Below are 13,613 nucleotides of genomic sequence, written 5' to 3'. Positions count from 1 at the left end.
ATTCGAACCCCTAGTATAACGTAGGCAACCGAGATCCTGACACAAAAAACACACTAATCGTCGTCAAAAGTCCCTAAGCAATACGCTTTGCCAGCGCTGGTCAGCTGCGCTGAAGTGCCTGACGGGGTTGCGACTAAGCTCACTTGTTCGATAAGTTGATAAAATACGTTACGGTGAAAGCTGGCCCACATGCCGTGGCGGACACTGACGTAAGGACGCCACTCACCTTGGCACTGAAATAGCTCAAGCTCACAATCTTTACCTAGTTCCAGCACATCATTGGTGCGCGTATAAAAACGCCATAAAGATTGCCCCTGATCGTCTTGGGTGTGTTCAAACTGAGTGATTTGAAACGGCACGTCTTCGACTCTTATGCGCATTTTTTCAGCGGGTGTCACCAAAAAATATTCATCCGCCTCGCGCCAGAGAATGCGACTAAAGAGCGTCACCAAACGCTCTCGCTCAATCACTTTGCCTTCATGTACCCAGTCACCGTTGGCGCTTATGATCAGATCCATATCACCACAAAAGTCTGGATGCCACATTTCTACAGGCGGATACCCGCCATCCTTGGGAATAGGATCTAGGTTAATATTGGCCATCATCGCCCTCCTTTGTTGAGCAGATTAACCTTACTCAATTTAAATATAAAATTATTCAACTCTCTATGGGAGATCTTGAATTCAATTCACTGTTAGAATAGCTACAACAAAACATATTAATGAAGCGACGCTTCCATAGAGCATAATACGAGCAAACGACATGACCACTGAATTAGCACATAAATTCCAAGACCCAAATCGTGGCGTGTATTTTATCGGTACCACTCCACCGAAAAGCACCATTGAAGACGCCCAACTGGATGCCATCGGACAGAAACTTTTAGACCGTCTCGGTCAAATCGAAGTGGACGGCCTGATTGTCTACGACATTCAAGATGAAAGTAGCCGTACGGATAAGCCACGTCCATTCCCATTTATGCAGACCCATGACCCACGTGCATGGTCAAAGCGTTTACAAAAACTCGCGCTTAAGCCTGTCATCACCTACAAAAGTGTGTCTTCGCGCAACGAAGAAGAGTTCAACCAATGGCTCAATGACGCTTGGGAAGACTTTGGTATCCGCGACATCGTGCTCGTTGGTGCGCCGTCATCTGAAGGTCAAATCATGCTGCCCTTAGCACAAGCATATGCTGCTCTAGATCGCCACCCACACCCATTTCATTTGGGTGGTGTTACCATTGCCGAGCGTCATGCCGAAAAAGGTGATGAGCACCTACGTTTGATCAACAAGAGCGTTGCAGGTTGTGACTTCTTTGTGTCACAAGCCGTTTACAACCCGCAAGCAACGGTCGATATGCTGAGCCAATACGCACGCACCTGTCGTGAAAAAGGCGAAGAGCCTAAACGTGTCATTTTGACCTTTACGCCGTGCGGCAGCATCAAAACACTGGAGTTTATGGAATGGCTGGGGATTTCTGTGCCAGCGGCGACGAAACATCGTATTTTGGATGCGGAATCACCCTTAGATGAATCAATCAAGATTTGTCGTTCGGCGCTCGAGCAGATTATTGAAGTGGCGTTACCACTGGGTATTCCGCTAGGCCTTAATATCGAAAGCCTAACCAACCGTAAGGAAGAGATCGACGCCTCCATTAATTTATACAAATTATTGAAGGCGACATTGGATCTTAAACTGGCTGAGCAAAATCTTATTTGATCAGCCGCGACAGGGTCGCAATAACCTGCTCAGTACTAATGTGCGACATGGCCTTGGGATCGTGCACACGCGATGCCCAAGGTAGCTCCGCCACAGGCTTTTGGTATTCCTGTTCGGCTAATGTTTGATACACACTCACCACTTTATCTAAATCTTGATATGGTCCAGTACGCAGTGGATTGGAGTGAGCGTACAGACCAATCACAGGCGTCCCTACTAATGTCGCCATGTGCGCAGGCCCCGTATCAGGGCTGATCACCCACTGTGCTTGTTTAAGCACCGTGAGCATCTGTGATAGCTGTGTTTGCCCAACTAAGTTGATTACGCCAGCGCGCGACAATGATTCGGCCAGCGCCTTTTCCGATGCACTTGGACCACCGCTTAAGACCACCTCAAAACCTTGCTCTAATAACCAATCTATGACCGCCTTATAGCCCTCTTGCGTCCAATTGCGCTCGGCTTTGGAAGCACTGGGGTTAAGCACCACATAACGCTCTGGCAACGTAATCGGCGCATCAGCTAGAGTCAGTGCTAACGGTAAACTCACCGCCTCGACGCCAATGTTCGCCGTTAACGACAAGAAAGAATCCAACACATGCGGTGAACGCGGCGTTTGACCGTATTCATTAACAAACCAATGCTGCTTTTCGCGCGAATAAGCTTTTGCAAAACCAATGCGGCGCTTCGCTCGAACCATGCGTGACAACAGGCTGGCACGCAATGACCATTGCAAATGCAACAATACGTCAAATTGCGTGTCCGCCAAGCTTTGACGTAACTGCCACATTCCCGCAAGCCCAGTCGACTTGTCATACACTCGCACATCGACACCAGGCAACAAACTCACTAGCTGAGCCTCGAGCGGGCTCGTGATCCAGGTAATGTGGGCATTAGGATACTTTTGCTGTACGGCTTGAATAACTGCCATGGCATGGCAAACGTCCCCAATCGCAGAAAGGCGAATCACAGCGATACGCATATTTGTGTTATCCATTTGCTCCTCTGGGGCTGCTTAAATAGGTGGAATATTATAAAATACCTAGACAGTAAAATACCGCTATAAATAAGACATCTCATTCATTTTATTAGAAAAGTCTCATGCCAAGCATCCACCCGACCGCGTCAAGTGACATTGTATTTATCAGCCCTAACTGTAAAGGGGTGACCAAGGATTGGTTTAAGCCGGACTATTGGCAAGCACAGCAAAAATTGCTTAAAACTGCCACCGGTCGCGGCACCGTTTGGTTTGTCGACAGCACCCTGGGACCACTGGTCTTGCGCCAGTATCGCCGCGGCGGCTTAGTCGCCAAAGTAAATCGCTTTCACTTTATGACGCAACCACTGAGCGCTACAAGACCGTATCAAGAACTTGAGCTACTTGAGTTTATGCATGCCAAAGGTCTGCACGTACCGCAGCCTGTAGCAGGCATGGTGCGTCGAAAGGGGCTGTTTTATCAAGCATGGCTACTCACCAAACAGATCCCTAATGCAGAAGACCTGTTTAATGTGTTGCAACACACGGCACTCAACGCAGCGGACTGGCAAAACATTGGCGCCACCATCAAGCAATTGCATGCTCACAATGTTTACCACAGCGATTTAAATTGCCACAACATCATGCTCGATGACCAACAAAAAGTGTGGTTAATTGATTTTGATAAGTGCTACCGAGACCCTGAACAACGCCACTGGCAAACTCATAATCTTGAGCGCCTTAAGCGCTCGTTTGATAAAGAATCCAGCCGTCAAAGCACTTTTCACTTCAGCGAAGCAAATTGGCAGCAGTTGCTTGCCGGTTATCACGCCGACTAGCCTTCACCACTAGCTTCTTTAGCACCATGCCCAACACGAATGCTGGGCATGGCACTTGGATTTAACGGTTTTGCAGACGGTTATAATCCAGAATACCGCTCGCAATTGGCTCTTGCTGCTGATTGAAGCGTGCAATTTCATCACTCACCGCCCAAAAATCGCTGCTAGTGCGGCGTACGCCAAATCGATCTAACAGTGCCTGATAATCCTGCTCAGATTGCAAACGCCCAACCTGCTCCACAAACGCTGGTAAAGCTTGTTCATCCACTCGCAAAATGACATTTGGGTAATCGCCAACCAAACCATTGGTGACCAGCAAGGTATCTTCTTCTGGCAAGAAGGTCGATTCTTCATCCAACAAACTGGTGATATTAGAATGGCCACGATTATGTACCACACTCATTAAGGCCTGCGAGCGCTGATCACGCTCCACTAAGAGCACAGCAAATTCTGGGAAAAAGGTCACATTCTGCCCTTGATATTGCTGTAGGTTCTTTAAGGCCTGTTGGGCTTTTTGCGTCAAATCAGCCGCCTCAATCGCATGCTTGGTGTTCAATGCAGGGCCGAGACGTTCAGCCAAAATCCCTAGCAACTCCGCTTTATGGTCATCAGTCTGATACTCAACCCCAGAGGCAATATCGACCTTTAACATATCACTAAAGATATAGTCCTTAATCGTCTGGTCGGCATCACGGTACCAGTATTCACGCACAGCTTGGCGCTCTTCTTTAGGCAAGAAAAGTAAGAAGTTCATCTCACCTTCCATACGTAAGAAGTCCATATAAAGGCGCGTCACAAGTTGATGGCCGACATTACCAAACACATCAAAACCTGCTACCAGTAGATAGTGAATTCGCTCTAGCAGCGGATAGTCAATCACCCACGCGGTCTTCGGAATCGGACCAACATTGCCCTTCTCGACGCTAGCATTGTCAAAGTGGCGCATGATGGTCAGCGTTGCGTTGTCATTGTACCCCTCACCATCCCAGATCAACTCTGGCGTGATCGTCATACCATCGCGGCCTAATTCTTCGATTAATCCCGCTTTAGAAGACAAGTAGTTTTTCTGATTTTCCGAATAGCTTACCCAAGACGCAATCGGCAACGCATTACTGCTTAGCGACGCAGGCAAGGATAATGCTTCTGCATTTTGACGCAAAAACTCACTACCGACGTTATGCAACTCAAGATCTGGGTTAATGAAGTACACCCAAAACTGCTCATTGATCACATTAACCGCAATTTGACCACGACACACAGGCCCTTTGATAAAGGCCATAATGGTGTTTTGGGCATGATCTAGCAAAAAGCGATAGCGGCTATTGGCCGGAATCTGCTCAAACGTGATAAACGGATTGCTAGCGGTTTCCGGCTCGTAATCAGCAAGGGATGTAACCTCATAATCGGTTTCATAAAACCACTGCTGCCAGCGCTGGTAACGGGCGTCATCCAGTTGCATGGGGATATTGGTTTTTTGAACGCGACTTTCTGGGTCCAGCCATAAACGGTAATACACCCGCTCTACGCCTGGCGCATCGTAAGGTCGACGCGTAGCTAGACGCTCAATAGGTTCCCCTGGCGGAGTGCTAGAGCGGATCAGCTTAAAGCGATACTTGGCCTGCTCATCAAAATACAGACTGTATAAATAGATATGTTCAAAAATATAGCGGTTAACCAAGCGCTCTTTTAGCGAATCACCATTTAAGCGGGTTTCCCAACGCTCAATCTGTGCGGCAATCTCATTTGGTATGTCGGCAGGCGCTGGCATTTGCGCCCCATGCACCAACCACTTGGTTAAGATATTGTATTCTTGATCGGTCAACTGCGGTAAACCATAAGGCATACCCCAGCTCGCATGGGAGCGTTCAAAGTCACTGTATTCTTCGACGGCCGGACACACTTGGTCACGATTAAGTGAAAAGTCGTAATCGTCTTCGGGCAGGATCTTGTGCTCAAAGTCACCTTGTTGCTGACGCAATGCGATGGCACGATACAGTACACTGCCTTGAAGGTTTGCCGCTGGGCTCTGCTCGCGCTCATTCAAAATCGGATAAAAGCCTTTCTCGCGCCATTGCTCAGCGGTGCGCGCATCTTCAAATAAGCGAGAAGGTTCGGTGGCGAGCAGACGGTCGCCTTCATACACTAATTGCTTAGTTCCGCCGCGTTCAATACCACCCGGTGCGGTAAGTTTAATCTGGCAAGGAGCGTCATAGCAGGCGTGACAGTTAATACAGCGACTCTCCAATATAGGCTTTACCTGTTCTTGGTAAAAAGATGCATCCACGTTCTCTGATACCTTACGGTTCGCCAAGTCAGGCTTACCAAAGGCCTGATCTAAGTCCTGTGTTGCATACACAGCGCAGCCTGACACCACTACAAACAGCAATGCCCACATCCATCTCGACATAAATTTCATCTTTTTACCTAAACTAGAGCTTTTTAGCATGCTAAGCGCAGGCCACCCTGGGTTCAACACAAAAAAAGGGGGAAAGTCTACTTTCCCCCTTTTTTCAATTATCTAGCACTTCACTACGCGGGCTCTTCACCATCATCGTAATCCGCTAACTCATAAGAATCTTCGCCCATGTCATCATTTGCCATCAACAAAGCTTCTTCGTAAGAGCTACCAAATTCAATACGCGTAATGTCATACAGGTCGTATTCAAAGGTTTCATCAAACCAGCGCGCATCCGAGCCAATTTCTTCAAGCTCGTACGACGTCGAGTCGGCACGCAATACACGACCAATCTCACAACCATCAGCATCGATTTCTTCACGGTGCAAAGTAATCAACCCAAATTCTTCACTGATGTCCATTAGCAGCACAGCTAAGTCATCCAGATCCACTTCCGGATCTTCGACTTCTTCGTCACGCAGCTCTAGCACGCGCTTTTGGAAGTCATTAAACGGCGCCGGGTGCATGAAGTCGCTGATATCTTCTAAAAACAGAATCTGATAACCATTCAAATGAACGCCATCATCTACCAGTTGCAACAACACCATTTCTTCGTTGGCGGCAATGACAAACCCGTCCGTCCAGTTATCTGGTCCATCGATTTCTTCGCGAAAGATACGTACGACATTCTTACGCGCTCGGGCTTTTTCCAATTCAATGAGCATAACGGCTCCTAAAGGACATCATTAAAAACAGTTGCTAGTGTAAACCCTGTCTACGCTAGGGACAACTTATTGCTGTATATCATGCCAATTTTCAATCAAATCAATCAGATCGTCTAAACCACACTCAGCCTCGACGCCGTCATTTGATGCTTGGTAAAAGCCCTGTTGAGTGTCAAACATGGCTTTGATTTCATCTTCTGCTTGGCTCATGTCAATACGACGCTTCACCGCCACACCTTCTGGGCTGATGACCACATCAAAAATCCCGTGTTTAAAGTTACTGATTTCTTGCTCGGTTTCCGCCAGCGTCGCCGCTTGCCAAACCCGCTGTAGAGTCTCTTTATCGCTCAGAAATTCGCTTACCCATTCAGCGATCGCGGTAAATTCTAAATCGGTAAAAACGCGGTATCCGCCTTCTTCTTGATCAAATGCTATTTCATAATCCATAGCGTAAGACCTCACTTATCATCTTCATTAGGTTGTTCTTGATCGGTATGCTGCTGGCGATACTCGACGTTACTTTGTTGCTGGCGTTGTGGTACCGCCGCGGCTAAACGCGCCTGACGCGCGGCCTCTTTTTCGGCTTTGACCTGCTCAACCTTCTGCCATTCCTCTGCGACCATGGCAGGCGTCTCCATCACATAAGGGCCAATCGCACCGCTACGCACATCAGACAAAAACACTTCCGCTGCTTTGTGCATGTCTACTTTGCCACCAGAGCGCAGTGCTCCACGCTTAGAGCCGATGACTTTTAGCGTCTCCCAAGCATCCTCAGGGGCGGCTTTGAGTTTGTAGCGCGTCGTCAGCGCATCACTGTAATCTTTGATGAAAAATTGCAGACCGACGATGGCCACATCTTCGTAATCAATCGCGGTATCACGTACTGCGCCCGTCACTGCTAAGCGATAACTGGCATCAGGGTTCTCGATTTTCGGCCACAAAATTCCCGGTGTATCTAAAATTTGAAAGCCATCGTGGACACGTAATTTTTGCTGCGCTTTCGTTACCGCTGGCTCATTACCGACTTTGGCGACTCGCTTACCAAGCAGTGCGTTCATGAGACTGGATTTGCCCACATTAGGGATGCCAGCAATCATGGCACGGATCGGTTTTTCGGCGCTGCCACGATGAGGCACTAACTTTTGTACCCAGTTTGATAGCTTCGCCAAATCGGCTTTATCATTAGTACTAAAAGGATAGGCCGTGATCTGCTCATGATCGCGCCAATGTTCCAGCCACAGATTGACGCGTTCGGCATCAGCAAGATCTTTTTTATTCAGCAAACGCAATACGGGCACATCCCCCCGCAAAGTGGTCAGCATTGGGTTCTGGCTAGAATCTGGAATACGTGCATCCAATACTTCGATAACCAAGTCAACTTGGGTCATGACTTTCTCGATTTCTCGTCGAGCTTTGTTCATGTGCCCTGGGAACCATTGAACGCTCACGCTTTCACCTCTTGTTTGCTGCTAATCAATTTGGCGCGCAGTCTACCATAAAAGTTTAGTGCACTCTGGCAAAAACTCTGTGGTCACGTACAGAAAGCCTACAAAAACCACGACAACGCTCAAAAATCACCCATAAACTAAACCCAACCGTTTAGCTGACCTGCGTCAACGCATTAAAATCAAGACTGCCTATACTACAAAACATCCAGAAACTTCAGTGTTACTGAGACGCTTGAGGCTCTATCTGGGTGTTCTCTCGATCGGGCTATTGCCCCTTAGACCGCAGTGACAGTGTCACTGCGGTTTTTCTTTTTCTGGGGCTTGCTACAACGTTTTACTCACCGCTTGAACTTCTTTTAAGACTTCTGGATAAAGCGCCGCAAAAGGCGCCTCGGCGTGCTCCAATAGATAGGGCATCTCTTCAATAAAGGGCGTCAAGTAATGCCCTAAACGCCAGCGTTTTTGAATCGACTCAACCGCTCGTACCACACCCGCTTGCGTGCCAAGATCGCCAAGCCAATTGCGGGCCTCCAGCGAGCTAATCATACTCTGTAGCCGCGGCGGACAAGCGCCCTTCTCGGCTACCAATGCCGCTACCGCATGCTCGGCAAAGCAGTCAAAAGACTCAGTTTGATACTGATGCCAATGCTGAATCAGCCAATAATCCATCACAATGTCTTGAATAATCCCCGCAAAGCGACGCCGCCCTTGGCGCGGCAGAGTTTTAAAATAAGCTGATTGTGGATGAGCATCGACAAACACGTCGACCGCTTGATGTAAGCGCCAGCCTCGATAAAAGGCAGGTTGCGAGGGCTCTGGCGACCACTGGAAATCCCCTAGCAAATTCCCCGCATAGGAGGTTTGCGTAACGTGGGCAATGTGCAGGTGGGCAAGATAGTTCACAATCCCTCTCTTTGACGCTTTTATTAGTCGACTTATCATCTATAAATAGTGACGATGCGCAAAATTTGCTAGACTGCGCGCAACATTTTTTATGCTTTGGACCTCACATTGAACACCTCAAACCTTGCTTCCGCCTCTATTGAGCTACCAGAACAGCTGACCGGCTTGCTAAACGATCTTGGCATTCGCTCGTTTACCCCCATCCAACAGCAATCATTGCCAGATATTTTGGCGGGCAAAGATCTGATCGCACAAGCTCAGACCGGTAGCGGTAAAACCCTCGCGTTTGCGATTGGCTTAGTTATGCAGCTCAATCCACGCTTTTTCGGTTGCCAAAGCTTGGTGCTGTGTCCAACCCGTGAACTGGCCGACCAAGTTGCCAAAGAAATCCGTAAAATTGCGCGCTACCGTGAAAACATCAAAGTACTGACATTGTGTGGCGGCATGCCGTTTGGCCCTCAGATCGCGTCTCTTGAGCATGGTGCACACATTGTTGTTGGTACACCTGGGCGCATCATGGAGCACCTGCGTAAAGGCAATTTAGATTTAAGCAACCTCAATAATTTGGTGCTGGATGAAGCGGATCGCATGCTGGATATGGGCTTTATCGACAGTATCCGTGACATCGTAGCGCTAACGCCCAAGCGTCGCCAAACGCTGCTGTTCTCAGCGACCTACAGCGATAATATTGCTCAGATCAGTGAAGAGTTTCAGCGCAGCCCTCGTTTTATCAAGATCGAAGCTGAGCCAGACACACAACCCAATATCGATCAGTATTTTGTGCGCGCCAATAACGATCAAAAACCGCAAGCGATTTTGGATACTCTGTTTCATGTTGAGCCGCGCCAAGTCATCGTTTTCTGTAATACCAAAGCAGAGTGTGATGAAGTCGCCGATTGGTTGAATCAGCACAACATCAGCGCCATGGCGATTCATGGTGATTTTGATCAGCGTGATCGCGACCAAGTACTGGTGCGTTTTGCTAATAAGAGCTGCTCGGTCTTGGTAGCAACCGATGTGGCGGCCCGTGGTATTGATGTCAAAGAGATTGATCTCGTTATCAACTATGACACAACCCGCGACATTGATGTGCACACGCACCGAATTGGCCGTACTGGTCGTGCTGGCGCTGCTGGTATGGCAGTGAGCTTTATTACCCAGCGCGAGGATTACAAACTCAGTGATATTGCTGCCCGCTTTAATATCGAACCAGAGTTCCTACAGCTACGCAATTGTCCGAGTAGTTACCAGCTTCAACCTGACGTCGCAACGATTGCCTTTGATGCTGGTAAGAAAAATAAACTGCGTGCAGGCGATATTTTAGGCGCCTTAACTGCAGGCTTGGGATTAGAGAAAAGTGATGTGGGCAAAATCGACATCTTTGACTTTAGAGCCTATGTCGCCGTCGACAAGCATCTAGCTCGTGATGTAGTCAAAGGCCTGGCCCAGAAAAAAATCAAAGGCAAAAACATCAAGTCGCGAGTATTACGCTAAGCCATGAAGATTGCTTGGTTATTTACTCCAAAAGCCCAACTACTGGGCTTTTGCTTAGGCGCTGTGATCGTCTTGGCAGGCACATTGGCACCGGCAGCGGAATTGGTGCCGGTTCCTGGCAATGACAAAACTCACCATATTCTCGGCTTTTTAGGATGGGCAGGCCTCTGCGCCCTAGGCCCTACTCGACGCTTCGTTGCGTTCGCCATCGTGATTGCGTTGATGGGCGGCTTGATTGAGCTGATTCAGCCCTACGTTAATCGTCACGCTGATTGGTACGACTTCTGGGCCGACACCTTGGGCGTCGCGCTTGCCTTTATCGTTCATGGGGTTGCCTGCTGGATTAAAGCGCGTGGTACAGATAGTGCATAGCTCCTAGTCAACTTGCCCACCTCTTATAGGTGGGCATCCAGACGATAGGGAGATATGCCGCCATGACCAGTTCGATGACCGCTCACACCCAGCTGCTGCACTCGCTGTTTGAAGCTGCCTTAGACGTTTGCCAACCGGCCCATTGCGTACCCAAACATATGCCCCAGCCCTGCTCTGGGCGCACCATAGTCATTGGCGCAGGACGCGCTGCTGCCGCTATGGCCCAAGCCATTGAACAGCACTGGCCCGATGCATCGCTAAGTGGCACTGTGATTACTGAGTCAGGCTATGGGCGCCCCTGCCAGAGCATTAATGTCATCGAAGTCAGCAGCCAATTCCCAGACCGACGCAACCTCGCCGCCAGTCAAACGATCTTAGACCAAGTGAGCCAGCTTGAGGCATGCGACCAAGTCATTGTGCTGCTTTCGGGAGGCGGCTCATTATTAATGTCATTGCCAGTCGATGATTTGAGTATCACCGAGTCACTACACATACAGCAGACCCTTCAACAGCGTGGTGCCAGTGTCGCGGAGCTTCACACCGTGCGTCGTCACCTGAGCAAAATCAACGGCGGGCGTTTAGCCGCCGCTTGCTACCCTGCCAAGGTCACCAGCTTATTGATTTCAGATGTACCAGGTAATGCCATCAGCGCTATTGCCTCCGGCCCTACCGTCGGTGACCCAACCACATGTGCCGATGCCTTAGCTATTTTAGACAGCTACGCTATCACCTTGAGCCCTAATATTCGCCGACAACTGTCTTACAACCAATTCGAAAGTATCAAACCTCAGGACCCACGCTTACAGCATTGCCATACACAGTTGATCGCCACTCCACAAATGGCCTTGGAAGCAGCGGCTAAACGGGCCCACGAACTGGGCATTAAGTGTTTGATACTAAGCGACAGCCTTGAAGGTGAAGCCAAAGACATGGGCACCATGATGGCTGGTATTGCACGTCAAATTCGCTATCATGAGCAACCTATTAAACCGCCCTGTGTGGTTTTAAGTGGCGGTAACGCCACTGTCAGCGCGGCACAACAAGGGGTTACAGGGCCGAATGTAGAATATCTATTAGCATTGGCACTAGCCCTACAAGACGTCCCAGGGATATCCGCTATTGCCTGTGACAGCGATGGCTTAGACGGTAATGGCGAAGCTGGCGCTATCATCAATGAGTACAGCCTTAGCGAAGCCAAAGAGAAGGGGCTACGCGCACTAGAGTATTTGACGCGTCACGATGCCCACACATTTTTTAGCAGCATCGGCCAAGCAGTGGCCACTGGGCCGACCTTTACCGACATTAGCGACTTTCGCGCCGTTTTCATTGACGAAAGATAAACATTCGGTCAAAGTCTGCTGTCTTTATTTTGCCTCTGTTATGTTTGAGGCCTTCGCCAATACGAGAAACTATGTCCATGAAAAAAGCTTGGCGCGCTGCCATCCTCCACTGTGTCGCTAACCCAGACCAAGTCGGCAGTGCCAACGCCTATGAATACTACCCTGATGGCTTATTAGTGGTTACCGATGGTTTGATACAAGCCATCGGCCCTGCTGACGATTTGTTAGCAACACTTGATACCGATACCATACTTATTGAAGAGCCAGACGCACTGCTGCTACCAGGTTTTATCGACACCCATATTCATTATCCGCAAAGCGATATGATCGCTTCCTACGGTGAGCAGCTGCTTGATTGGCTCAATAATTACACCTTTCCTGAAGAGCGCAAGTTCGCTGACAAATCTTATGCCCAAGATGTCGCGCAACGCTTTTTAAGTGAACTATTAAAAAATGGCACCACGACTGCTTTGGTGTTTGGCACGGTCCATAAAGCATCGGTCGAGGCTTTCTTTGAAAGCGCTGAACAGCAGAATTTGCGCATGATCTGTGGCAAGGTGCTAATGGACCGCAACGCACCAGAATACCTTCAAGACACGCCAGAAACGGGCTATCAGGAGTCCAAAGAGCTGATCGAAGCTTGGCATGAAAAAGGCCGCTTACATTATGCCATCACGCCACGTTTTGCACCGACTTCGTCCCCGGAACAACTGCAGAAAGCTGGCCAGCTGTTGCAGGAATACGAGCGCCTGTATGTCCACACGCACCTCTCTGAAAACACCAAAGAGTGCGAATGGGTGCAAGCCCTGTTTCCTGATGCCAAGCATTATCTAGACGTTTACGATCAGCATCAGCTGCTCAGTGAGCGCTCGGTATTTGCTCATGGTATCCACCTTTGCAACGATGAATATCACCGCCTCAGCGAAACTGGCTCAGCGATAGCGTTTTGTCCGACCTCAAACTTGTTTTTAGGCAGTGGCTTATTTGATTTACAAGCGGCACAGCTGCACCAAGTAAATGTCGGCATGGGCACGGATGTCGGCGGCGGCACGAGCTTTTCTATGTGGCAGACCCTAGGTGAAGCGTATAAAGTAACGCAGCTAAGAGGCCACAATCTTGATCCAATTAAAGCGTTTTATTTAGCGACGCTTGGCGGAGCTGAAGCTTTACGTTTGGAGCGCCATGTAGGGAATCTTGCAGCAGGAACCGAAGCGGACTTTGTCTTAATCGATCGCCAAGCCACGCCGCTGTTACATCAGCGCCTAGCACGCGCCAACAGCATAGAAGATATTGTGTTTGCCCTGATGATGCTAGCGGATGATCGCGCTATTAAGGCAACTTACATTCTTGGTGAAGCAGCGTATACGCGCTTATAAAAGCAGCCATATAAAAAACGACCGACACA

At 49.0% G+C, this 13,613-nt stretch carries 13 protein-coding genes; 6 read left to right on the top strand and 7 right to left on the bottom strand.

From position 1 onward, the window contains the following. Nucleotides 1-53: 53 nt before the first annotated feature. Nucleotides 54-605: a DUF1285 domain-containing protein gene (locus JQX58_RS12550; RefSeq protein WP_204147207.1), complete on the bottom strand. Its 552-nt coding sequence runs from the start codon at nucleotides 603-605 to the stop codon at nucleotides 54-56. Between the two features lie 157 nt (nucleotides 606-762). Here JQX58_RS12550 and JQX58_RS12545 point away from each other — a divergent pair, with 157 nt between their 5' ends. Then, nucleotides 763-1,719 (top strand): methylenetetrahydrofolate reductase, encoded by a 957-nt coding sequence (locus tag JQX58_RS12545; RefSeq protein WP_204147206.1) that lies wholly within the window; start codon nucleotides 763-765, stop codon nucleotides 1,717-1,719. Here JQX58_RS12545 and JQX58_RS12540 read toward each other — a convergent pair. Further along, nucleotides 1,712-2,713, bottom strand: coding sequence for a glycosyltransferase family 9 protein (locus tag JQX58_RS12540; RefSeq protein ID WP_204147205.1), 1,002 nt, complete (start codon nucleotides 2,711-2,713; stop codon nucleotides 1,712-1,714). The genes JQX58_RS12545 and JQX58_RS12540 overlap by 8 nt on opposite strands. Nucleotides 2,714-2,817: 104 nt before the next feature. On the opposite strand from JQX58_RS12540, the gene JQX58_RS12535 reads away from it, so the two are divergent. Next, complete coding sequence (locus JQX58_RS12535) at nucleotides 2,818-3,531, top strand: 3-deoxy-D-manno-octulosonic acid kinase (protein ID WP_204147204.1); 714 nt, start codon at nucleotides 2,818-2,820, stop codon at nucleotides 3,529-3,531. 61 nt (nucleotides 3,532-3,592) lie between these two features. Here JQX58_RS12535 and JQX58_RS12530 read toward each other — a convergent pair whose 3' ends face one another. From JQX58_RS12530 to JQX58_RS12510, 5 genes are all read right to left on the bottom strand, one after another. After that, nucleotides 3,593-5,938, bottom strand: coding sequence for a fatty acid cis/trans isomerase (locus tag JQX58_RS12530; RefSeq protein ID WP_204147203.1), 2,346 nt, complete (start codon nucleotides 5,936-5,938; stop codon nucleotides 3,593-3,595). Nucleotides 5,939-6,060: 122 nt separating this feature from the next. Then, entirely contained in the window at nucleotides 6,061-6,651 is a 591-nt protein-coding gene (locus tag JQX58_RS12525; protein WP_204147202.1) for a hypothetical protein, read from the bottom strand. Between the two features lie 66 nt (nucleotides 6,652-6,717). Next, a complete protein-coding gene (locus tag JQX58_RS12520; protein ID WP_204147201.1) occupies nucleotides 6,718-7,098 on the bottom strand; it encodes a YacL family protein in 381 nt (126 codons plus the stop codon). Between the two features lie 11 nt (nucleotides 7,099-7,109). Further along, nucleotides 7,110-8,099 carry a ribosome biogenesis GTPase YlqF gene (ylqF, locus tag JQX58_RS12515; protein WP_204147200.1) on the bottom strand — a complete coding sequence of 330 codons (990 nt, stop codon included), beginning with the start codon at nucleotides 8,097-8,099 and terminating at the stop codon, nucleotides 7,110-7,112. Nucleotides 8,100-8,423: 324 nt separating this feature from the next. After that, entirely contained in the window at nucleotides 8,424-9,002 is a 579-nt protein-coding gene (locus JQX58_RS12510; RefSeq protein WP_204147199.1) for an ACP phosphodiesterase, read from the bottom strand. A gap of 108 nt (nucleotides 9,003-9,110) precedes the next feature. Here JQX58_RS12510 and dbpA point away from each other — a divergent pair, with 108 nt between their 5' ends. From dbpA to guaD, 4 genes are all read left to right on the top strand, one after another. Further along, nucleotides 9,111-10,496, top strand: a complete 1,386-nt coding sequence (gene dbpA, locus JQX58_RS12505) for an ATP-dependent RNA helicase DbpA (RefSeq protein WP_204147198.1) — start codon at nucleotides 9,111-9,113, stop codon at nucleotides 10,494-10,496. 3 nt (nucleotides 10,497-10,499) lie between these two features. Further along, a complete protein-coding gene (locus JQX58_RS12500) occupies nucleotides 10,500-10,868 on the top strand; it encodes a VanZ family protein (protein ID WP_204147197.1) in 369 nt (122 codons plus the stop codon). Nucleotides 10,869-10,930: 62 nt separating this feature from the next. Continuing rightward, nucleotides 10,931-12,208 carry a glycerate kinase type-2 family protein gene (locus JQX58_RS12495; protein ID WP_204147196.1) on the top strand — a complete coding sequence of 426 codons (1,278 nt, stop codon included), beginning with the start codon at nucleotides 10,931-10,933 and terminating at the stop codon, nucleotides 12,206-12,208. A gap of 71 nt (nucleotides 12,209-12,279) precedes the next feature. Continuing rightward, nucleotides 12,280-13,584 carry a guanine deaminase gene (guaD, locus tag JQX58_RS12490; protein WP_204147195.1) on the top strand — a complete coding sequence of 435 codons (1,305 nt, stop codon included), beginning with the start codon at nucleotides 12,280-12,282 and terminating at the stop codon, nucleotides 13,582-13,584. The last annotated feature ends 29 nt before the right edge of the window (nucleotides 13,585-13,613 follow it).

Source organism: Marinomonas ostreistagni (assembly GCF_016888445.1).
Taxonomy (GTDB): Bacteria; Pseudomonadota; Gammaproteobacteria; order Pseudomonadales; family Marinomonadaceae; genus Marinomonas; species Marinomonas ostreistagni.
The sequence above is the reverse complement of the archived record's forward strand: the minus strand, read 5'-3'. Positions and strand labels throughout refer to the sequence as shown.